This is a genomic window from Gracilibacillus kekensis (assembly GCF_900143085.1).
GTDB classification, from domain to species: Bacteria; Bacillota; Bacilli; order Bacillales; family Amphibacillaceae; genus Gracilibacillus; species Gracilibacillus kekensis.
In genome coordinates this window covers 997,852-1,021,319 of record NZ_FRCZ01000001.1, presented here as the reverse complement: position 1 = coordinate 1,021,319, position 23,468 = coordinate 997,852, and the positions used below count along the sequence as shown (strand labels likewise).

19 protein-coding genes are annotated in these 23,468 nt (G+C 36.1%); 7 read left to right on the top strand and 12 right to left on the bottom strand.

Translation table 11 applies throughout. The features are described from left to right. Positions 1 to 17 precede the first annotated feature (17 nt). Complete coding sequence (locus tag BUC25_RS04640) at positions 18 to 893, bottom strand: RNA polymerase sigma-70 factor (RefSeq protein ID WP_084543361.1); 876 nt, start codon at positions 891 to 893, stop codon at positions 18 to 20. Then, positions 859 to 2,178, bottom strand: coding sequence for a phytoene desaturase family protein (locus BUC25_RS04635; protein ID WP_073200087.1), 1,320 nt, complete (start codon positions 2,176 to 2,178; stop codon positions 859 to 861). Before BUC25_RS04635 ends, BUC25_RS04640 begins: the two co-directional genes overlap by 35 nt. 263 nt (positions 2,179 to 2,441) lie before the next feature. On the opposite strand from BUC25_RS04635, the gene BUC25_RS04630 reads away from it, so the two are divergent. Beyond that, complete coding sequence (locus BUC25_RS04630; protein WP_073200511.1) at positions 2,442 to 3,800, top strand: NAD-dependent malic enzyme; 1,359 nt, start codon at positions 2,442 to 2,444, stop codon at positions 3,798 to 3,800. 203 nt (positions 3,801 to 4,003) lie between these two features. Here BUC25_RS04630 and BUC25_RS04625 read toward each other — a convergent pair whose 3' ends face one another. Then, positions 4,004 to 5,170: a DUF4317 domain-containing protein gene (locus tag BUC25_RS04625; protein ID WP_073200086.1), complete on the bottom strand. Its 1,167-nt coding sequence runs from the start codon at positions 5,168 to 5,170 to the stop codon at positions 4,004 to 4,006. A 266-nt stretch (positions 5,171 to 5,436) separates the two neighbouring features. On the opposite strand from BUC25_RS04625, the gene BUC25_RS04620 reads away from it, so the two are divergent. From BUC25_RS04620 to BUC25_RS04605, 4 genes are all read left to right on the top strand, one after another. Continuing rightward, on the top strand, positions 5,437 to 8,691 hold the full coding sequence (locus tag BUC25_RS04620) for a glycosyl hydrolase 53 family protein (protein ID WP_073200084.1): 3,255 nt from the start codon (positions 5,437 to 5,439) through the stop codon (positions 8,689 to 8,691). Positions 8,692 to 8,796: 105 nt separating this feature from the next. Continuing rightward, complete coding sequence (locus tag BUC25_RS04615; RefSeq protein ID WP_073200083.1) at positions 8,797 to 9,099, top strand: phasin family protein; 303 nt, start codon at positions 8,797 to 8,799, stop codon at positions 9,097 to 9,099. A 49-nt stretch (positions 9,100 to 9,148) separates the two neighbouring features. Further along, positions 9,149 to 10,813 (top strand): ABC1 kinase family protein, encoded by a 1,665-nt coding sequence (locus BUC25_RS04610; RefSeq protein WP_170862635.1) that lies wholly within the window; start codon positions 9,149 to 9,151, stop codon positions 10,811 to 10,813. A gap of 141 nt (positions 10,814 to 10,954) precedes the next feature. Then, positions 10,955 to 13,003 (top strand): catalase, encoded by a 2,049-nt coding sequence (locus BUC25_RS04605; protein ID WP_073200082.1) that lies wholly within the window; start codon positions 10,955 to 10,957, stop codon positions 13,001 to 13,003. A 54-nt stretch (positions 13,004 to 13,057) separates the two neighbouring features. Here BUC25_RS04605 and BUC25_RS04600 read toward each other — a convergent pair whose 3' ends face one another. The 3 genes from BUC25_RS04600 to BUC25_RS04590 all read right to left on the bottom strand — a co-directional run bounded on the left by BUC25_RS04600 (position 13,058) and on the right by BUC25_RS04590 (position 15,333). After that, positions 13,058 to 13,237 carry a hypothetical protein gene (locus BUC25_RS04600; RefSeq protein WP_073200081.1) on the bottom strand — a complete coding sequence of 60 codons (180 nt, stop codon included), beginning with the start codon at positions 13,235 to 13,237 and terminating at the stop codon, positions 13,058 to 13,060. A gap of 1,037 nt (positions 13,238 to 14,274) precedes the next feature. Further along, positions 14,275 to 15,141, bottom strand: coding sequence for an SDR family oxidoreductase (locus BUC25_RS04595; RefSeq protein WP_073200080.1), 867 nt, complete (start codon positions 15,139 to 15,141; stop codon positions 14,275 to 14,277). 12 nt (positions 15,142 to 15,153) lie between these two features. After that, positions 15,154 to 15,333: an H-type small acid-soluble spore protein gene (locus tag BUC25_RS04590; RefSeq protein ID WP_073200079.1), complete on the bottom strand. Its 180-nt coding sequence runs from the start codon at positions 15,331 to 15,333 to the stop codon at positions 15,154 to 15,156. A gap of 212 nt (positions 15,334 to 15,545) precedes the next feature. Between BUC25_RS04590 and BUC25_RS04585 the strand changes: the two genes are divergently transcribed. Next, complete coding sequence (locus tag BUC25_RS04585; RefSeq protein ID WP_073200077.1) at positions 15,546 to 16,664, top strand: GGDEF domain-containing protein; 1,119 nt, start codon at positions 15,546 to 15,548, stop codon at positions 16,662 to 16,664. Here the strand turns inward: BUC25_RS04585 and BUC25_RS04580 are convergent. The 5 genes from BUC25_RS04580 to BUC25_RS04560 all read right to left on the bottom strand — a co-directional run bounded on the left by BUC25_RS04580 (position 16,646) and on the right by BUC25_RS04560 (position 22,001). Beyond that, positions 16,646 to 17,296, bottom strand: a complete 651-nt coding sequence (locus BUC25_RS04580; RefSeq protein ID WP_073200076.1) for an SIMPL domain-containing protein — start codon at positions 17,294 to 17,296, stop codon at positions 16,646 to 16,648. The genes BUC25_RS04585 and BUC25_RS04580 overlap by 19 nt on opposite strands. Positions 17,297 to 17,657: 361 nt before the next feature. After that, entirely contained in the window at positions 17,658 to 19,118 is a 1,461-nt protein-coding gene (locus BUC25_RS04575; protein ID WP_073200074.1) for a phospholipase D family protein, read from the bottom strand. A gap of 66 nt (positions 19,119 to 19,184) precedes the next feature. Beyond that, a complete protein-coding gene (locus tag BUC25_RS04570) occupies positions 19,185 to 19,907 on the bottom strand; it encodes a DUF421 domain-containing protein (protein WP_073200072.1) in 723 nt (240 codons plus the stop codon). Between the two features lie 90 nt (positions 19,908 to 19,997). Beyond that, positions 19,998 to 21,131 carry a zinc-dependent alcohol dehydrogenase gene (locus tag BUC25_RS04565; protein ID WP_073200070.1) on the bottom strand — a complete coding sequence of 378 codons (1,134 nt, stop codon included), beginning with the start codon at positions 21,129 to 21,131 and terminating at the stop codon, positions 19,998 to 20,000. A gap of 144 nt (positions 21,132 to 21,275) precedes the next feature. After that, positions 21,276 to 22,001, bottom strand: coding sequence for a MerR family transcriptional regulator (locus BUC25_RS04560; RefSeq protein WP_073200069.1), 726 nt, complete (start codon positions 21,999 to 22,001; stop codon positions 21,276 to 21,278). Positions 22,002 to 22,123: 122 nt separating this feature from the next. On the opposite strand from BUC25_RS04560, the gene BUC25_RS04555 reads away from it, so the two are divergent. Then, positions 22,124 to 22,858: an EcsC family protein gene (locus BUC25_RS04555; protein ID WP_073200067.1), complete on the top strand. Its 735-nt coding sequence runs from the start codon at positions 22,124 to 22,126 to the stop codon at positions 22,856 to 22,858. A gap of 39 nt (positions 22,859 to 22,897) precedes the next feature. Here the strand turns inward: BUC25_RS04555 and BUC25_RS04550 are convergent, their stop codons facing one another. After that, positions 22,898 to 23,350 carry a VOC family protein gene (locus tag BUC25_RS04550; protein ID WP_073200065.1) on the bottom strand — a complete coding sequence of 151 codons (453 nt, stop codon included), beginning with the start codon at positions 23,348 to 23,350 and terminating at the stop codon, positions 22,898 to 22,900. Positions 23,351 to 23,468: the final 118 nt, after the last annotated feature.

Here is a 23,468-nt window from a genome sequence, read left to right as displayed (position 1 = left end):
ACTTGTTGTTGCTCCTATTAATTTCCTATTGATTGAACTCTTAATTTATCGGGATTCAAGGTAATATACATTTCGTTAATTTTACCTTCATAAATATAAAAGCTAAAAACACTTTGAAGCTGGTTTTGTATAAAAATTAAAATACCAGGCTGATAATTGACCATTTTAACTTCAAAGTCAAAGTCTCCAGTCATTTTTTTCATAATGCCATACAAGAAGTTTAAAACATTAGGTGCAGATATAATAGGTCTGGTGGCAGCATTTACTTTACCTCCACCATCGGAATGCAGTGTAACTTTATCAGAGATAAGCTCTAACAAAACATCTTGATCTTGTGTTTGGAATGCTTGGATGAAACGATCAATAATGCTTTTGTTATTTTTATAATCTAAGCTTTCGTCTTGCACGGGAGCCATTTTCTGTTTAGCACGACTAAACATTTTTCTACAGTTTTCTTCCTTTTTATCAATCATAGCGGCGATTTCTAAATAGGTGAAATTAAATACTTCTCTTAAAAGTAAGACAGCTCGCTCTTCAGGGCGTAAAAATTCCATCATTCGTAAATAGGCAATACTTAAACCTTCTTTTTGGAGAATGGATTCAGCAGGATCATAGCTAGCGGGTTGATCAATGAGAAGTGGTTCGGGATTCCATGGACCAATATATTGCTCGCGTTTATAGCGAGCAGATTTTAATACATCCAGACAACGATTTGTCATGATTTTACATAGATATGCCTTTTTATTATCAATATCTTCAGTATCGATCTGATAGGCTTTCAGGAAAGTTTCCTGAATACTATCTTCAACTTCTGTTATTGAACCAAGCATGCGGTAACCTAATGAAAACAATAAGGGTTTAAATTCGTGATAATCTTCTGTAGTGATTTGCATTTATGGATTCCTCCTCCTTTATTATAATTTCTTCTACAGCTTGTTTTGCACTAGTAGTTGCTGCTTCAGATAAAATAAAATGAGGCGAAGCCCAGTCACTAGCAATATATAATCCTGAGAATTTATTTTTTAACTGATAAAGCCTTTGGTTATCTCCAGTTTGAGGGAATCTTTGATTAACAACAATATGAGGGATAAACCGACTCGTTATTGCAAAGTTCTTCCATCCTGGTTGCAGCTTTTCTAAAAATAGTTCAAGCTCAGTTTTTAAATCCTTATCCTCGGTTTTCTCGTCCGGTAGCAAATATTTGAACACATGTAAGATGGAATGATTTCTATTTTCTGATAGTATAGCATAAGGTGAATGTACCGCGTAATAAAGAGGATCCGTTATTCCCATTGCAAATAATTGTTTTGGGTTCGGCAGCTGTGTTAACGCCACATCCAATGTTGCACCTTTAACAGGTATGATTTCTTCAAAAAAATTGTCTTTTGGGAGGGATTTATCATTGCCTAACATTGCATTTAATTCACTTGGACCTGTCGTACTTATCACATATTTCCCGGGAAATATGTCGCCTTGTGAGGATATTAGTTTATAATCATCGTCCTCGTCCTTAATCATTTTAGTTACTACTACATTGGTTTGAACATCTACACCTGAAATAATCGCCTTATTATGAAGTTGATCGATTATTGTCTGCCAACCGTAATCAATATAAAGAACACCATCCATACTGACTTTGACGTGTGAAAGTATTACTTTTGCGCTGGTTATATCAGGAGGATGACAATAAGTGGACAGCCTAGCAAGAACAAATAGTAAGGACTTAATAGTAGGAGATTTAGTTACTTGTTCTACCCAGTCTTTATATGATTGATCTGTTAACTTTTCGACATTAATATTTTTAATTTTCATTATCATAGATAGCCATTCCATCTTTTCCTTTCCCTTTAAAAGTTGGCTGGAAAAAAGTGCAGAAAGATTGAGAGGTGCAGCATATTCTACTTCATCCTTAATTAATACTCCGCCTAATTTTGGCGATTTGCCAGAAATATTAATTCCTAATTCTTCGAGAATAGAGATTGCTTTTCCTTTTTTATAAAGGGCGTGGGGACCGATGTTAAACAACTGTTGTTTCATTTTGTTTGTTCGTGCACGCCCACCAATTGAACCAGCTTTTTCAAGTATCAATACAGATAAATCGTTTTTGGCTAAATAATTTGCCGCAACATAACCAGCTAATCCTCCACCAATAATCACTACATCCCATTTATTTGTCATTTGAAGATAACCTCCATTTTTATATTTTCATTTCTATGACGATGATCATAGAAGAAATGTGACAACATAAATAAAAAACCTATAGTAAACTCAGGAAAGCAAGTGAACAATACAGTTACTGATAGCAAAAAAGTGAAACCTTCGTTACAATTGAATATAAATATACTAATGATGCAAAAAAAGCTTAATGGGGAAGTACGAGGAATTAACCGTATAAAAATCATTAAGGAGGAATCATTGTGCATGTGATCATCCGGATTGAAATGGAAAAAGAAAAGGCGAATATTGGTAAAATTGCTACTCTGATCAATCAATATGAAGCTGATTTAGTAGCAATTGATGTCAAAAAGGAAAACCCTAAGCAAACCGTTAGAGATATTTCAATTAAAGTTAGTGATGAATCAGTCCAAATGAACGTGATAAATGCGTTGAAGGAAACAGAAGGTGTCCGTGTTAAACATATTTCTGATCGAACCTTCTTGATCCATTTGGGTGGCAAGCTTGATATTCAGCCAAAGTTGGATCTTAAGAATCGTGAACAACTCTCACATGTTTATACACCAGAAGTGGCAAGGGTGTGCCGAGCAATCGATGAGCAGCCAGAACTAGCACATAATTTAACAATAAAGAATAATACGATTGCAATTGTGTCTGATGGAACCGCAGTATTAGGATTAGGAGAGCTTCGGCCTGAAGCAGCGATGCCAGTGATCGAAGGTAAAGCGATGTTACATAAACGTTTTGCTAATGTAAACGCATACCCGATTTGTTTGGATACGAAAGATCCGAAAGAAATTATTAACACCATCAAAGCAATCAGTCCAGGATTTGGAGCCATTCATCTGGAAGATATTGCATCACCTCAATGTTTTGAAATTGAGGAGACTTTAGAAAAAGAATTAGATATTCCTGTTTATCATGATGATCAGCATGGAACGGCTATTGTCGTATTAGCAGGACTTTTGAATGCACTTAAAATAACGAAAAAGAATTTAGAAGAAGTAAAAATTGTCGTGTGTGGAGTTGGAGCAGCAGGAATTGCTATTACCAAAATGCTTTTAGCTGCTGGAGCAAAAAATATTGTAGGTGTAGATAAGGAAGGTACTATTACATCAGAAAAACAATATGATAATGCCTCATGGCAATGGTATGCCACACACACGAATTCTGAAAACATTGATGGATCTTTAAGCAAGGCAGTTGAGGGTGCTGATATATTTATTGGTGTGGCAGATGGAGATATATTAAAGGTCGAGGATATAAAAAGTATGGCAAACGATGTGATCCTTTTTGCATTAGCTAACCCTAACCCTGAAATTTCCCCGGATCTTGCACAGGAACATGTACGTGTAATGGCTACCGGAAGATCAGATTATCCAAATCAAGTAAATAATCTTTTATGTTTTCCGGGAATATTTAGAGGAGCCTTGGACGCCAAGGCAACTTCGATTAATGATGAAATGAAAGTAGCAGCGGCTAAAGCAATTGCTGCTACGATTCATGAAGATGAGTTAAGTGAAGATTATATTATTCCCGGAGTTTTCAATGAAAAAGTGGTGGAACAAGTACGTAATGCTGTTTATCAAGCTGCCATTGATAGTGGAGTTTCAAGGAAAATATGAAAATTCATATATTTTACTAAAAAACAATTTCTTTTTGCAAGATACATGTGCTTCTTGACGAGATAATGGTTGATATCTCGTCAAGAGTCTCTATTATCTCATGGGCACTGCATAAAAATTAAGCCAAGGATTGTAGATAGCATGTAAAATTCATCCATTATCTAGTCAAAAATTCAAACAACACCGAAATATCAAAGTGGATTTTACTTAAATGCCTCTGGTATCATAGTGAATCCATCTACCACTGTATCTTCTTCCACTTCAATCATCAAATAGCGTCTTCCATCTAATTGTACTTGTCTTACATGGCGTAAATCTTCAGGACTGACTGCAATGTTGGCAACTTTTGTATTTATTTTAATTGACTTAGAGTTATACTTGGGAACAATATTCCGCGCTTTCAGTTCATAACTAGTATTGTCAATTACATTTTTAAAAGCTGTTTCCATTTTTTCAGTATCGACCTCTTCTACACCACTGGATTTCAACACGCGTTCGACATCTTTGTAATCTAAAGTAGGTGTTTCTTCCTCTTCATTATCTTCGGTCATTCGGTGAATCTCTTCGTATACGTTAGCAAGTGTAGAGGAATTGATTTGATGACCTACCGCATCACGAACCACTTCTTCAAATACAATTTTATCTTCCTTTGCTGTCATCGTTTCTTCCGCGTTTAGTACATCCTCAACAAATCCTTCATCCGGTTCATTGGCTTTTCCTGCGGCGTAAAGTATATGGTTAACGTCTGCTGCATTATCGGTGAAACAAGGGAATAGGAACCCACCGATTGGAGCGTTTAAATTAATTACAGGGTCGACCACCACATTGTATTTGAATTGTTTTTCCACATAGTCAAAGTGCAGTTCCTTTTTTGGATCCTGTGTTTTATTAATACTGCCAAGAATAAAAGAATGGGAATAAACCGAATCAAATTCACTTTCTTCTGATTCGTCATTTTTCCGCTTGGCCGGTTTTACGTACTCTCCACGAATAAAAGTGATGACGATATCCATTTCATACAGTCTGTCTTTCAACATTTTCTCAACAATTTGAAGCATTTGTTCTTTCCAATCTTCGCTCTCTGCCGTGAGCAGTCCTTTATGTAAGATAAGTTGGGTCGGATTATCGACGTCGGACTGAAATTTTAATTCAAACAATTTTTCATCAAGCTGTCCTGTTAATACTTTTTTAAAATTGGTCATAAATAATTCTTGCTCATCCTGATCCAGCATACTGAACACCTGACTCTGTTGATGGTAAATGTCACTGGATTCTTTCATTATATAAACGTTAAAAATCTCATTAATTTTCATGCGATCATTATCTATTTTAAATTCTTTTCGAATACTGGCTATATCTTTTTTGTTCATGGTCATTCACTCCTGCTTCCATCTTTTTTATACACTTTTCATATTTTAACATACAGTTTGGCAGGTGAGAGACAAAATAATAGAGAATGGTTTCGTTTTCTGAAACTAATAACGAATAATTTAATATATAAATCAACATGAAACCGCTTTATAATGAGAGTGTGAAAAGTTTATAAATTTAATTTACAAAGGAGGAGGCTGTTTCTGCTCAACTAGATCGCACACCTTCAGATGAAATAAATTAGAAGAAAGAGAGGAAGGATAGGATGAATTTTATAAAAAAAGTCGGAGTATTTATAGTTGCAATAGTTCTTATAGTTAGTACGTTCTCATTCAATAATCTGACAGAAGTCGAAGCTAATGTTGAAGATAATTTATTAGTTAATGGGGGATTTGAAAGCAATTTATTTGATGATAATTCTTGGACGATAACTACAAGTGATAGGAATTTATTATCTTTAGATGGTGCTAAAACCGATGGATATTATCTGGGAGAAAAATCGTTCAATTACTGGATAGATACTGCTGCTGCTAGTAGTACTCATTCTTTTGTTATCACTCAAACGATTGATAATTTACCATCAGGAAACTATCAATTGTCTGTACAGTCGATGGGTGGAGCAGATGATGATCCGGAGCCAGGGAAAGTGGAACTACTAGCAGGAGATATTACTTCGTCATCTACTGAAACGGATGGTTGGGGAAATTGGAATGAAGTAACCTTGCAATTTGAAATAAAAGAAGACGCTGAAAATTTTCAAATTGGTGCCAATATTTCAGGCGAACCCGGAGCATGGGGATATCTGGATGATTTTCGTCTAGTTTCTTTAGATGGTTCTGACGAAGATTCAGATCCAGTCGAAGCAGATATTTTCGTTGAAAAAGTACCAGGCCTTGCTGAAGATTTTATCAAAGGTGTTGACGTTTCTAGCATTCTAGCATTAGAAGAAAGTGGCGTTAATTTCTATAACGAAGAAGGCGCAGAACAAGATATATTTACGACATTAGTGGATGCCGGTGTCAACTATGTTCGTGTCCGTGTGTGGAATGATCCCTACGATGAAGCTGGTAATGGCTATGGTGGTGGAGATAATGACATTGATAAAGCGATTGAAATCGGAAAGCGTGCCACAGAGAATGGAATGAAAGTACTTGTCGACTTCCATTATTCCGACTTTTGGGCGGATCCGGCAAAACAACAGGCACCAAAGGACTGGCAAGATCTAAATTTTGAAGATAAGAAATCGGCATTGTACGATTACACAAAAAACAGTTTGCAAAAAATGCTCGATGAAGGTATCGATATTGGTATGGTACAGGTCGGAAATGAAACAAATGGTGGTGTTGCAGGAGAAAATGAATGGCCTAAAATGTCTCAATTGTTTAATGAAGGTAGTAAAGCAATTAGAGAATTAGATCCTTCTATTTTAATAGCGTTACATTTTACTAATCCTGAAACAGCAGGAAGATATGCAAATATAGCTCAAATATTAGATGATAATCAAGTAGATTATGATGTGTTTGCTAGTTCTTATTATCCTTTCTGGCATGGAACATTAGAAAACTTAACATCCGTATTAAAAAATGTTGCTGATACGTATGACAAGCAAGTAATGGTTGCAGAAACCTCTTATACGTATACGGAAGAAGATGGTGATGGGCATGGAAATACTGCTCCTAAAGATTCAGGACAAACGCTCAATTATCCTGTAACCGTTCAAGGTCAAGCAACTGCAGTCCGTGATGTCTTTGAAGCAGTGGCAAATGTGGGCGATGCAGGAATCGGTGTCTTCTATTGGGAACCAGCATGGCTACCTGTGGGTAACCCGGATAATATTGATCTTGACCAAAATAAGCAGCTTTGGGAGGAACATGGTTCTGGTTGGGCAACAAGTTATGCCGCAGAATATGATCCACATGATGCTGGTGAATGGTATGGTGGTAGTGCAGTAGATAATCAAGCGTTATTTGATTTTCATGGTCATCCGCTTCCATCATTAAATATATTTAAGTATGTAGAGACAGGTGCTAAAGCTCCACTAGCCATTGATCAAGTGAACAATGTGTCTTTATCGGTCACATTAGGTGAAGAAATTAATTTACCTGAGACAGTTACAGCTACGTATAACGATGGCAGTGAACAGGAAGTTAGTGTTACTTGGAATCAAGATCAATTGAATGAAGCTATTGAAAATGGACAAGGCTCCTATAGTATTGATGGTACGGTAGAAGGCGGTCATTCGGTAAAAGCAACATTATCGATTCAAGCCGAAAATCTTGTGCTTAATCCAAGCTTTGAAAATAGTGATTTAGATATGTGGAACATAACAGTTCCTGATGAAGATAATCCGCAAGCGTCTGTAAAGGAGAATCGATCGAATTCAAAAACAGGTGACTATTCCCTTGATTTTTGGTCAGAATCACCAATTGATTTTAAAGTACAACAAACCATCACCGATTTAGAGCCGGGATACTATAATTTATCTATGTTCATCCAGGGTGGAGATGCGGAAGAGTCAGATATGCAGCTATTTGCCACGACTACGGAGGATGAATATAGCACAGTTACTCATGTTGATGGATGGGCAAACTGGGTAGAGAGTGAACTAGAAGAAGTTTTAATTAAAGATGGAACAATAATAATTGGAGCGAAGATTAAAGCAAACGAGGGTGCATGGGGAACATTAGATGATTTTTACTTGTATAAGGTAAGAGATTATCAAGCTCCAGAACCAACCGATCCAACTCCAGAAGAACCTACAGATGAATCAGATAGTAACGAAGATGATGACTCTAACGATTCTTCTAATCAGGATGAGGACACTTCAGATTCCAATGACTCTGATTCAAATAATGATCAACCAACTGATAATAAAAAAGATGAAGTGAAAAATGAAGCGGCTGAGATAAAGGTTACAGACATTAATCAATTAGAAAAGCAATCTGATAACACCTATAAAGCAGCGAAAGAAGTAAGCAAAATCACAATAAATAAAGAAGTTATTAATCAACTACCTGAGGATGCCAAAATTGAATTAGAGCAAAAGAAAATAAAAGTTAGCCTGCCTGTTTCTATTTTAAAAGGAAAAGGTGATATTCAGTTTAGTTTTGGAAAGGTATCAGCTGATATTGTTTCGGCAAATGCTGACAGTTTGAGTACTTTAATAGATTTTACTTTAACTGCTGATGGAGAAACTATTAATTTTGAAACCCCAGTAACCTTAACCTTTACAATAGATCCAGATAAAGTAAAGAATTGGGATAATGTAAAAGTATATTACATTGATGAAAATGGTGACAAGAAAGAAGAAGCAACCATTATCTCCATCAATAAAGATACAGGAGAAATAGTAGCGGATGTTAATCACTTTAGTATTTATGGAGTATTTGAAGAAGACGTATCCGGTAATGAGCTGCCAGATACCGCAACGAGTCAATATAATTGGTTAATGTTGGGCGCTGCGTTTCTTTTGATAGGTTTATCTACTATTCTTTTAATCCGTAAACGAAAACAAGATTAATCAGCCACACCCTTTAGTTGGTATAAAACTAAAGGGTGTGTTTTTGTTTTTAGTTCATTTAAATAGGGTAAAACTAACTAAAACAACGTTTAGGAGGTATAGTTGATGCGTGACACATTTAAAAAAGGGATGACCCTGGGTCTTGGATTGGCCGCATTAAGCAAAGAACAAGCAGAAAAAGTAATCGATGAATTAATGACAAAAGGTGAATTATCAAGAGAAGAATCAGATGGTATTTTTCAAGAATGGGAACGAAAAGGAGAAGAGAGCAGAAACGCGATTGATGAAATAATAAAAGATAAAATAAATAAATTGTTAGAAGAGTTAGAGGTTGTGACGAAAAGAGACCTCCGTGCTCTAGAGCAAAGAATGACACAGTTGGAAAACCAGTTGAAAGAAAAAGAATAAGTGTCAATACAGACCATTAAAAGGGGGGATTATTATTTTAAGGAAACAGATGAGACATATACAACGATATAGAGAAATAGCAGTTGCATTTTCACGAAATGGATTTGGCTATGTTGTTAAGGAATTGGGGTTGGATCAGGTTTTTCCTCTACCAAGAAGATTAATCGTAAAACGGGAACAGGAGAAATCGCATAAATCGCTTGGGGTCAGATTGCGCTCCTTTTTAGAGGAATTAGGTCCTACTTTTATCAAGATGGGTCAAATGGCTAGCACGCGTCCGGATCTCATTCCTTCTGATGTCATCAAAGAATTAGAATTACTCCAAGATCAACTATCACCTGTTCCTTTTGAAGATGTCCGTCTTATTATAGAGAAGGAGTTAGGTTCACCTCTCGAAGAATTATTTCAAAATATCAAGGAAGAACCTCTGGGAGTCGCCTCTATTGGTCAAGTGCATCAAGCGACATTGAAGTCAGGGGAGAATGTAGCAGTTAAAGTAAAACGCCCAAACATAGAGAAAACGATACATACAGACCTCGAAATCTTACATGAATTAGCCGTGCGAGCAGAGCAACGTCTGAATTGGGCAGCCAAATACCAAGTTCAGGAAATTGCTAACGAATTTTCAAAAGCTATAAAACAGGAATTAGATTTTGTTAATGAGGGAAGAAATGCTGATTTAATGGCAAGACAGTTTGCGGATGACAAAAATGTTTCCATACCATCTATCTATTGGGAATACAGTACAGAAAATATTTTAACAATGGAATTTATAGAAGGTATTAAGTTGAACGATTTTGATACGTTAGAAAAGAATGGATATGATACAAAAAAAATAGCTGAGACAGTAGTACAAACACTGTTCTATCAAATTTTTAAAGATGGTTTCTTTCACGCAGACCCACACATCGGAAACATTTTAGCAATACCTGGTGACAGAATTGCTTTGATGGATTTTGGAATGGCTGGACGGTTATCTGAAGACATGAAAAGACACTTGGCTTCCTTAATCATGGCAACTGTTAAGCAGGATTCTCAAGCTATGATCAGGGCTATTACGAAGATGGGTGTCGTACCAGAGGTAGTAAATCACCATGAATTACAAGGAGATATTGATAAATTTATTATAAAATATTACGACGTTCCATTAAGTGAAGTGAGCCTAGGTGAAGCTGTTACAGATCTATTTTTTATTGCAAACGAGCATCAAATAGCTATTCCTACCGATTTAACCCTTGTTGGAAAAACGTTATTAACGTTGGAAGGGGTAGTGGAGCCTTTAGCACCAGACCTTAGTATCATGGATGCAGCTGAACCGTTTGGCCGTGAGTTAATCAAAGAAAGGTACCATCCCAAAAAAATCGCAGAGGATATTTTCGATCAACTGAATGATTATGGTGATGTTTTGCACGATATGCCAGAGATCGTGCAGGAATTGACAACTATGGTCAAGAAGCGGAAATTACCGATTGAAATCTCTATTCCGGCCGCGAACTCTTTCTTTGACAAGTTAGATCGGGTAAGCAATCGGTTATCATTTAGTATTGTATTATTAGCATTTAGTTTAATAATGGTTGGTCTGATTATAGGCTCCGCGTTAGGGAGACAGTCTTCATTATTGTGGGAAATACCAGCCATCGAAATCGGCTTTGTCATTGCGATGTTAATGTTTGCCTGGTTAATTTATTCAATATTTAGATCTGGCCGTTTTTGAAGATAGGAGTGAATGGTGTAAATTCCATTTACTCCTTTTTTGTTTTTTTACGAAAATTTTCTTCTTATAAATGTTTTATTATGGATGAAATGGGAAGAGATTGCTGTAGCAAAATTTAAATTTTATTAAGGAGGATTAAAAGTGAGTCATCAATCCAATGTGAACGGGAGTAATAGTAAAAAGGATCAGTTGGAGCAATTTACATCAGATGATCGAGGCAAGAAAATGACAACAAATCAAGGATTACAAGTAGAAGAAGATGAGTTTTCTTTGAAAGCTGGAGACCGTGGTCCTACTCTTATGGAAGATTTCCACTTTAGAGAGAAGATGACCCATTTTGATCATGAACGTATTCCTGAGCGGGCTGTGCATGCTAGGGGTTTTGCAGCACATGGGGAGTTTCAAGTATATGAATCAATGAAAGAATTTACAAAAGCGGATTTTTTAAATGATTCATCGAAAACAACTCCTGTATTTGTTCGATTCTCTACGGTGGCCGGGAGCAAAGGTTCAGGTGAATTAGCCAGAGATGCCAGAGGATTTGCTACGAAATTCTATACAGATCAAGGGAACTATGATTTAGTGGGTAACAATATTCCAGTCTTTTTTATCCAAGACGCAATAAAATTTCCTGATTTAGTGCACGCATTGAAACCAGAGCCCCATAATGAAATGCCACAGGCAGCATCTGCTCATGACACATTCTGGGATTTTATTGCCAACAATCAAGAATCTGCACATATGGTGATGTGGGCAATGTCAGACAGAGCTATACCACGTAGTTTCAGAATGATGGAAGGTTTCGGAGTGCATACGTTTCGTTTTGTGAATGAAGAAGGTAAATCCCACTTTGTTAAGTTTCATTGGAAACCGGTGTTAGGAACCCATTCGGTTGTATGGGATGAAGCACAAAAAATAAATGGAAAGGATCCTGACTTCCACCGTGGAGACCTGTGGAATGCAATTGAAAATGGAGATTATCCAGAGTATGAATTAGGAGTACAAATCATTCCAGAAGAGGATGAATTTAAATTTGATTTCGATGTGTTAGATCCAACTAAATTGTGGCCAGAAGAAGACATTCCAGTAAAGATTGTTGGGAAAATGACATTAAACAGAAATGTAGACAATGTCTTTGCTGAGACAGAACAAGTCGCCTTCCATCCGGGACATGTGGTACCAGGTATTGACTTTTCCAATGACCCATTGTTACAAGGTCGTCTATTCTCATACACAGATACCCAATTAATTCGTTTAGGTGGACCTAATTTTCATGAGTTACCAATAAATCGTCCTGTTTGTCCTTTTCATAACAACCAAAGAGATGGCTATGGAAGACAGACAATCAATCGAGGTCCAGTAAGTTACCATAACAATTCGCTTGCGCAGAATACGCCCGAAACTACACCTGAACATCAAGGTGGATTCAAACACTATGAAGAGAAAGTAGAAGGATACAAAGTTCGTGCTCGAAGTGAGAGCTTTAAAGATCACTTTTCTCAAGCAACGCTTTTTTGGAACAGCATGAGTGATGCAGAGAAGGAACATATTATCAATGCTTTTAGTTTTGAATTAGGGAAAGTAGAAAGTAGATCCATTCAAGAACAAGTAGTAGATATGTTTGCTAATGTGAGTACAGATCTAGCACAAGGTTTTGCTGAAGCAATTGGTGTGGAGCCTCCAGCGCATAAAGAAAATAGAGTCACTAAAGCCTCCCCTGCTCTTAGTCAAGAAAATACGGTGCAATCGGTTACTACCCGAAAGGTAGCAGTTATCATGGGAGATGGTTTTCAAGATACAGAGATTCTTACGGTTTTCGATCAATTAAAACAAAAAGGTATAAAATTAGAAATAGTAAGTTCTAAACTTGGAAAACTAACAGGAAAAGATGGTGCAGAATATCAAGTGGATCATACATTTTTAACAGCTGATTCTGTACTTTTCGATGCAGTATACGTAGTGGGTGGAAATGAGGATAAGTCCTTTTACAAGAAAGCAGCTTTGTTTATACATGAAGCTTTTGCTCATTATAAGCCTATCGCAGCAACTGCGGAAGGGGAAAAGCTATTGGAAGTAGATGAGATGAAAGATAGCCCTGGCGTAGTCAGAGGGACAGTCTCTAAGAACTTTACTGAAGAGTTTATAGAAGCAATTGCTTCCCATCGACATTGGAACCGTAAAGTGATGTAAACGAAAAAACAAAGATGATAGTTTTAGCTATCATCTTTGTTTTTGGTGAATATGTTAAGCTTTAGACTTTAATTTATCCATAATACCAACTTTTCCAGTTCCTTCACAGGTTGAGCAAGCGAATTCTCCTTCGCCACTGCATGTCTCACATTTGTGAATTCCATAGTCAAATCCTTCGCCAGAACAGTCAGGACAACGCAATAAACCTTCTCCACTACAGCTTTTACATCTCATAATAATTCCTCCTTAAATTTTTTGGAGCAACAGATATTTAGATAAGGCTATAGGTAAGACATGATGCAGGTTGCTTATCCTACGCAAGCTCCTTTAGCATTAATATATAGTAAAATGAATTAATGCCCTGTTAATTGGAAGTGCAGCAACATAAGAACTGGATTATTTTTACAACCTTTATCAAAAGTATACCATGTACTCCAATTTCTTTAAAGCACTATTTTTCTGAGTACTTCCTTTCAGACTGTAAGGGGTTCCAATCAACTTTTCTATCTTTACAACACATATTATGAATATGTTAATTAATAAATACCACGGATACCCGGTTTTAATCCTAAAAAGCGGGATTTTAATCATTTGTAATCAAAATGTAATATAATTCAACTGACAGAAAAGTGAAGTCTAATTGGGAGGTTAAGAAGCTAGGACAAAAGATTTTTGTGTGTATTAGGAAGATACTACGCAATAAACTGATATCTATTTATTAGTCAAAGTGGTAATTTTGAGATGTGTTATTGACTAATAAACCGCTCCGGCTGCCCACTTCCCTTTCCGTGGGGTTTTACCTTCAGCTAACTTTTTCAAGCAAAGAACGCTTAAAAAAGTGGATCTTCAGATAAAACGATCCCACAGGAGTGAAAGTGGGCGGCCTGCGCTAATATAATAGTTCTACAACTATTGTGCCAGCTAACATTTTGAGTTGTTACTTCAATCAACGGAATTTTCACATGAAAGTAATGTCATAATGCAACTTCATGCTAGCGTTGTATAATATCAAATTAGCGTAGGCGTCCGCTTCCACTCCTACGGTAAGTTTTTCTCCGAAGATCCACTTTGGCAAGTGGGTTTGGCTTTCCAAAGTTAGCTGAAGAAAAACCCCGTGGAAAGGGAAGCGGACAAGTCGATGCGGTTTCTAAGCACAAACAACATGTCAAAATTACTACATATTTGTTGAACAGTATACTGAAGTTGTGCAACAATGACTTCATTCATGTTTGAAGTTAAGAACAATATTCAGGTCCCTGCCTCAATTTTAATTAGGAAGATGTCCAGGATCCACCATTTATATGAATGGCTTGTCCTGTCATATAGGAAGCTTCATCAGAAGCAAGCATTACATATGGCCAAGCGTGTTCTGAAGGTTGACCAGGTCTTCCCATTAAGCCGTCCTGTCCAAACTTCTCTACACCATCTTCATCAAAAGAAGCTGGGATGAGAGGGGTCCAAACCGGTCCGGGTGCGACGGAATTTGCACGAATGCCTTTACTTGCAAGACTTTGAGCAATACTGCGTGTGAAGGCCGTAATTGCACCTTTTGTCGCGGTATAATCCATTAACACACCATTTCCTTTATAAGCGTTAATAGATGAGGTGTTTATGATACAATCGCCAGATTTCATATGTCTGCAGGCAGCTTTAGTAAGATAAAATTGGGAGAAGAAATTAGTTTGAAAGACTTCTTCAAATTGTTCATTAGATATATCCAGAATATCTTCCCTTATATATTGAATGGCTGCATTGTTTACTAAAATATTTATGTCATTGAAATGGGAGACCGTTTCTTCTACTAAATTTTCACAGTGATCAGGGTCTTTAATATCCCCTGGTAACAAGATGCATTTGACCCCTTCTTTTTCCACGATTTTTTTCGTTTCTTGTGCGTCTTCATGTTCATCTAAATAGGAAATAGCAACGTTTGCTCCTTCTTTCGCATAGACGATTGCTACAGCTCTTCCAATACCACTGTCGCCCCCAGTGATAAGAGCAGATTTACCCTTTAGTTTATCTGACCCTTTATAATTTAGGGGCTGGTGTGGCAGTGGATTCATTTCAGATTCGATACCTGGTTGTCTGTTTTGTTTCTGTCTGGGTGTTTTTCCTTTTTGCATCTCTTCTGGTTGCATGTGAATCCTCCCTTATTTTTCAGTTAGATCTGTTACATCTACTTCAAATGTTTTTTCCGATTGTTTGGTATATCTAACAAGTGCTTTCTGGGTGTCATCATTCACATCTTCGATATAAACGTATCCTCCATTATAAACAACATCTTGCATAACTGGATCATCTTTTATTTCTTTTGCACGCATTACATTCATTATTCATTACCTCCTTAAATTTTCTTATGTTACTCTTTTACCGTTCACCGCACAAACTAAACATTTGCTTCCAAATTGAAAAGAAATTGTAAAAAACGTGGAGGGACAATCATTAAAAAATATTTATAAAAGTTTTAGGTGAATAGACCTAAAAATAGGTGTATAATAGTATTATCATCAGACGTATGAAACTAATAAAGGGCGGGAATTCTATGACACAAACTCGACCAAATAATCCCAATGACCAACTGTGGGCAGAAAAAATATTATATATCTATTGGATTATGGTATTAATGGCTTTTGCTGGTCAAGTGATCGGATTAATTACTACTATCATTTATTTCCCTGATTATGTCATGGAATTTATTTTGAAAAGGTTGTTATTGCCGACAGCTATTCAAATTTTTATATTGTTAACAGCGCATTATGTAATAAAAGTAAAAAGAGTGTACAGTCCGAAGTTAATCATGTTTACAGGTACGATTGCCGCATTTGTAACCGTCGCCAGTCATCCGACTGTTCCTGGTTTGCAAATCATATTTTTGTTAGCTATGGCAGTTATTCTGATATTTTTTGATAAAAAGAAATTACGCTTTAGTTTGTATATTAATATTATTGCGTTAACTTCACTGTATTTATTTCCTTCTGTAAGATCTTCTGCCAGCGAATATGAGTATTTTTCATACCTTTTTGTACTATGGGCTGGTTATCGCGTTTATCTGATAGTTTTGGAGAGAGGCAGCGAAGTACTGGACTTTTTACAAAGAGCTACGGATAAAGAGAAGGAGTTAATTGTCAAAAGTGCCATGATGGAACGATTGTCGAAGATTGATGCGTTAACGAACCTTTATAATCATAAAACGTTTCATGAATATTTGGATTTTTTGCATGAGCAAAGTGTCTCATATGACATGCCTTTACAATTAGCCCTTATCGATATTGATGATTTTAAATTAATAAATGACCAATTTGGTCATAGCAATGGGGATGTTGTGTTAAAAAGGGTGGCACAGGGATTAACCGATAAATTGACAGAGAATGATGTTGTTGCGAGATATGGCGGTGAGGAGTTTGCCGTCTTACTTACAAACAAAAGTATAGAGCAAGCACTTGAAACAATGGAAGAAGTAAGATTATACATCGCCCATCAATATCATGAAGAGTTAGATGGTAATATAACAGTAAGTATAGGATTAAAAAACCTAGATAAAAGCATGTCGAAAGAAGCACTTTTTAAAGAAGCCGATGAATTACTTTATAGTGCTAAACGAAATGGTAAAAACCAAGTAATGTATGATGGAAAAAAAGAATCTCATGTGAAAATGTTATAACAGATCTCTATCCTTGCTTCTATCTCGATTCGACCTGGTTCAATCGGTGTGGCTATTCCTCCGACCATTTCTGTACCTGATACTAACTTATAGGGTGTAGGTGGTTGCATGGTGGGTTGTTCTAAAGTAGTGACAGGTGTTGGATCGAGAGATGCTCTGAGTGTCTGAGAGATTGTTTCTGCTTTATTATAAGCATTATAAAGAGCCAGTTGTAAGGCGCGTTGATAATAAGCCTCCTGGTTGGTTACTGCAAATGTAATATCGGTCATTCGATTGATTCCATTGGCGATGGCAGTATCTATTACTTCGCCAATAAGGTTTATGCTGACGGTTACCGCTAACATATTTGTTACTTGGTAGCCTTTGAATTGTTGGAGGTTGTTGACATAGTCATATTGAGGAAAAATTGAATAGTCCGTAGTTTGAATATTTTCTTTGGGAATACCTAATTCTTCGAGAGATTGTATTACTTGCTGAACGATCCTCGCATTTTCTTGTTGCGCAATAGTTGCTTCCAGGTTTTGAGTGACTACCCCCATGTGAACTTCAGCAGCATCTGGCTCCACCAGTATCTTTCCTGTTCCATAAACCTTAACATTTCTGTTTGAGATTTGATTAAATTGAGTGTGCATTCAAGTTTTCACCCTTCCATAGAACATCCTTACCTTCATAAAATGCTTTACAATAGAAAAATATGCATATTTCCTGTATGAAATAGCTATTTATATTAATGCAATATTGCACTGGGTATGCTCACTGTCTGTAGATGGGAAGAGTATTTTTAACGAGATATAGCGATGAGGTTGGAACAAAAGAATTTTTTAATTTAAAAACTCAAACGATTCGAAAGCTATCCACCGAATCGTTTGAGTTTTATGCGTATTAGAAGGAAGGTGCAACACAACTAAAATGGTAATTTGTAGATTTTGCATGTGTTTTTCAAATGCTCCGGCTTGTCTTTTTACCTTAGCGAAGTTTTAAAGCAAAGTTCGATTAATACGTTGTAAACATCGTGATTTTCTGTAATGTATAACCAACTCTTTTCAAAAAGGGTAACGAATCAGCATATTTATCATAATCGTCTGTGTATATACCGTCTTCATTATTCCATATACGATGAAAATAGTCTTCCACATCTTTTATTATCTGGGCATCATTCAAGGCAGTAACATATAAATTCGTTTCTAAATTATAGTTATCAATGTTCCGCGATGTATAATTACCAGAGCCAGCAACAATTTTGCTTGAATCTTTTCTTTTTACAAAAAGAATTTTTGAATGGTATTGTTCTTTATTGGTGTTATACCATTTTACAGTAAGATTTTTTCGGTCTTCTGCTACCAATTCACTTGCAACAGGAATATTGGGTAACCCTAATTTTTGACTTCCGAAAGCATTTTGATTAGGATCAAGAATTATATGAATTTGGACATCTCTATCTGCAGCTTCTTTAAGTGCGTCTACTATATCACGGTCTGCTAAATAGAACATACCTAACCAAATTTCATCATCTTTTCTAGCAGTATCAATCGATTCTGTCGCTGATTGTTGAATTTGTTGTTCTGTAACTAATTGTATCTTTGTAGTCTTTTCGCTAGTTTCTTGGGACTCAGAGTTAATATCATTTAATTGTTTTTGAGTAGGAAATGCATCGAGATTACCTCCTGAGAAAGAAGCCACTGCTTTTTCTGATTCGATAAAATCTTTTAGGATGTTACCTTTCACTTTAAATCCAATATTGGAGTGAAATCCACTAGCATCGTGAGGGTTAGCTGATAATACTAAGCCGTTATTTTCACTCACTACTACTTTGCGATGGTTTGCTTTAATATTTAGTAGTTCCAAGTAAGATCTGGCTGTGACATCTGGTAATTCTGAACCAAACGGATTCGCTAACCAACCTTCTCCTTTCTGGCCAAACCATTGTAATGCCATTCGCCATATACCAGAGTATAAAGGATTAGGATCTCTTAATCGTTCTAAATCAGTATATATTACTTCAATGCCAGCTTTCTCTAAAGGCTCAATATGCTGGGCAGAATGTGAAGAATAGGTCGTATTAATTCGGTCTGTAATGAAAACAATTTTTATCTCCGGAAATTTTTCTTTTTGTTTGATCAACTTCTGACTAAGAGTCTCACTAATTTCAGGGAAATTTCTACTTGAACTTGAGGATTCATTCATCATAAAAAAATCAAGAACGAGGAACTGCTCGGCTTCTTCAATCGTTTGATAGACTTCATCAAAAATCTGTTGATCATATTTTTCACTACCATCTTTTTGATAGGTTAAATCATATAAAAATTCGATTTCGTTGTTTCCCACTTCATGCCAATCACCTCTATAGGAAATGTTATCTGGTAATGGTTTGAATTGTTGATAGGCAATAACCGAAGCATAAATAAGAATCAATAAAATTGCCCAATATCGTTTCTTTTTGTACCATCTTTTCATGATGTTATTCTCCTTAACTGTATTAAAAGTATCGTTATAATACCTTAATACCCCATTAAGAAGAATTTAATGTTTGATTGATGGAATATTTATTACTGATTCGTCATAAAGAGATATCTGTAGTTCATTTTTATAATTGATAGAGGCAAAAAATATATCTTTTACAGATGTTATTTGTTTCTGCTGTAATTGTTTGTGTAGCCAGTCTTCATCGAGGTTTATCACTTGTAACACACTAAGATCAATTTTACCCTCTATAATCACTGGGTAGGAAATAGAAGAGGTCGAATTCGTTATTTTTAAATCTTCTCTTGTAACAGATTTCTTTTCGCTTTTTTTTAATACGCTTAATGAACCATTTGCCTCAATAATTGCGATATCTACCTCGGAAATTTCAAAGACATCTTTGTCTCGCAACATTTGCAAAATATTATCAATTGAGAAACCAATTTTTTTAAGATTCTGATTCAGAAAAGTTCCGTCATAGACGACAATAGTTGGCTCAAATGTGAGAAGCTTTCCAATTTTTCGGTTTGCAATTTTTAAGTGGGATACCACTTTCTGCAGTAGTCCAATCATAATTATTGCGACAATTGTAGGGAAATGTTGGATATCAGGATCTGCAATATCTGCTCCTACTACAGACGCTAGCGTAATAATGACGAGGAAATCAAATACTGGTAGTTCACCTATCGCTCTTTTGCCCATAAACAATGTGATAAATAAAAGTAAAGGAAGAATCGTAATAATTCTTCCTACTACAATGAGAAGGTCTGATAATAATGCCAATGTACTCGCTCCTGACAGAAATAATAATCTTAATTTTTCCTGGATGTAAGCATTCATACATATATTAGCAGTGATACACAAAAACGAAAGTTAGGGTTGTAAAATCACTTTAATACAATTGTCCTCTTTTCGATTAAAAATATCATAACCATGTGCAGCATTCTCTAGTGGGAGTTGATGGGTAATAATCTGAGTTGGGTCTATTTCATTATTAACGATTTGTTGATACAAGGGCTGCATATAGGTACGGGCATGAGCCTGTCCCATTTTCAACTGAACATTTCGTGAGAAAAAGGCTCCAAGTGGAAAAAGGTTATAATTACCACCATATACCCCAGTGATTTGTAGGCTTCCACATTTTTTTACTGCCTTTGTTGCTATTTGAATAGGCCCTAATGTACCACCTTGTAATTTTAGTTTCTGTTCAATAAATTCCAAAGGTGATTTTTTACCGTCCATCCCGACACAATCAATAACAACATCTGCTCCACCTTTTGTTATTTCTTTAAGGTATTCGCCAATATCATCATGTTGGGTGAAGTCATAGGTTTCTGTTTTATTCATTTTTTTTGCGTGTTCTAGTCGATAACCAATGTAATCTACTGCAATAACCCGTTCAGCACCTTGGTTCCACGCAAACTTCTGCGCCATCAAACCAATCGGACCACAACCTAAAACAATAACGGTATCACCTTTTTTTACTTCTGCGTTCTTGACACTCCAGTAGGCGGTTGGAAGCACATCTGAGAGAAATAAAAGCGAGGTATCGTCTAATTCACAATCTTGTGGAATTAAAAAAGGTGTATAATTTCCAAACGGCACTCGCAGGTATTCTGCTTGTCCTCCTGGATAGTTTCCGAACTTTTCTGAATACCCTAAATACCCACCTGAATCATAATGGGGATTGGCGTTATCACATTGGCTTTCATGATGATTATCGCAATAAGGGCATTTACCGCATGCCATTGTAAAAGGGATAACGACACGATCCCCTTTCTTTAATTTGGTTACACTTGGACCAACTTCTTCAACAATGCCCATTGGTTCATGTCCAATTTGATAACCGATTGGCAATGGAAAGTTACCTTGATACAAGTGTAAGTCTGATCCGCAAATGGCTGTAGAAGTAATTTTAATGATAATGTCTTCCGGGTCTTGAATAGAGGGGAAAGATACTTTATTTACGGCAATCTCATATTTTCCTTGATAAGTAACAGCCTTCATGACACTCACTTCCTTTTAACATTTTTTATTATTCTGCCAATAGTATGATTTGTTATACAGAGTTATGTAATAATAAAAACCCAAACGATTATTCGAATAATCGTTTGGGATTGCAAGTATATAAGGGACAAACTTCGTAATAAATTATTGATTTTTGCCAAACTCAAACATAGCGGCACTCATGAACGAGGCTAATCCTTCTCCGAACTGATCAATGTTCTTTGTAAAACGATCATCTTGCACATACATCATGCCTAACCCCTGAAAGCTTTCAGGAGAATAGCTTGTAAAATGCTGATTAAGAAATTCATACCATTTTTTAATAGCAGCTTGTGCTTGATCAGATTTAGGATCGATATCCCGTATTTCAGCCAAATCACGATAAATTTGATTCATTTCCTTTTGCAGAGCTGGGGTCATATTACCAGCCTTTTGTTTCGCTTCCTCTACTTTTTGATCACCCCAGCGTTGCCTTGCTTCTTCTTCATATGGATTGTGGCTAAAATCAAATCCCTTGAATTTATCTTTATTACTCATTTGACAGACTCCTTTCTCGTTTTGTATCGTTTTTTTTATGGTTTCGAGCATCTCATCCAATTTCTGTCGTTGCTTTAATAATAATTTTTCCTGCATTTCTAATGCTTCTAACTGGTTGTAATGAGAATCAGACATAATTTCTTTGATTTTCTTCAATGGAAAATCAAGTGCTCGAAAAAATAATATTTGTTGAAGGGTGGATAGATCATGATCTGTATAGATGCGATAACCTGATTCACTGGACTTTTTAGGTGATAAAAGTCCAATTTCATCATAATGATGTAAGGTGCGCACACTTACACCACTGATCGTTGCAACTTCTTTTATCTTCATCTCTTTTCCTCCTTGTGTATAGACTAAAGTATAACGTAACGTAAGAGTCAAGAACTTTTTGATGAAACTTTTTTGATCATCCATTCGTAACAATAATAAATGATTTGTGAAGGAGATAAACTATGAATCAATATGAACAACAAGCGCTCCAGGAGATGCTGAATTGGGAACGAAACATCTTAAAGAAAAAAAGCCCATTTAAGCAGCTATCAAAAAATGTGCAAAATAAAATAAATAGTTACGTTCCCGAAAAAGCACATGAGATAGTAACAGAAGCGATTAAACATATGGTGAAAACAACTTTAGTTGGTTCCGATTTTACTACGAAGAAAAACGAAACAGTTGGAATGAACTTAGAGGAAAAAGAGAAGATCGTCCAACAAAAACTTGAAAGTTATCGCAAAACAGCGACGATTGAAGGAGCGGGAACAGGGGCTGGTGGAATCTTTTTAGGCTTGGTAGATTTTCCACTATTATTATCAATTAAGATGAAATTCCTGTTTGAAGTAGCAAGTATATATGGCTACGATACAAAAAATTATGAAGAAAGGTTATTTTTATTACATGTATTCCAGCTTGCCTTTTCAAATGATGATAAACGCAGGGAAACATTTTATTTTATTAAGCATTGGGAAGAGGAGAAGACACGATTGACGGATATGGATTGGCGAGAATTTCAGCAAGAATATCGGGATTATATTGACTTGGTGAAACTATTTCAAATGATTCCTGGACTTGGTGCAATAATTGGAGCATATGCAAATTATAATCTGTTAGATCAATTAGGGGAAACGGCCAAAAATGCATATAGAACACGTATATTTGATGAAAATGAAGATAAGCCCATTACCCAATAGATGAGGGTGATGGGCAATTTTCACTGTTATTATATAGTATTAATCATTTTCTAATAATTCGATCATCACTTTTAAAGGATCTTGTGTATCCATATAGGCATATCTGCCACCTTCATATTCTCCTTTTTGAATAAGCGGGATGTTTTTTGTTTCTAGTTTGGAAATCACTTCATTCATACCTTTGACGACAAACGCTATATGGTGAACACCTTCCCCGTGTTCTTCTAAATGTTCTCTCCATGTACTAGGGTGTTCGTCTGGTTCTATTAGCTCTAATTGTAATGACCCCATATCAAAAAAAGCTAATTTAGCACGTGCTTCTGAAGGCTTGCTATGATATTGTGTTTCAGACTTTTCATATGGATCAGTTGTAACAATGTTAGGTTTATCAAGTCCAAAAAAATCCGCATAATTATCGGAAACGCTTTCAATATCTTTTACAATAATGGCCACCTGTGTGATCACATTTGAACCAAGCGTATTACTACTCACAATTATTACCCCCTTAATGTTGGTTATGAAGTTACCGTTTAAAAATACCATGGCTCTCCCACAAATACAAAAGATAAGCTTAGATACTGATGAAAGACTGTTAGAACTGGATGGAAAA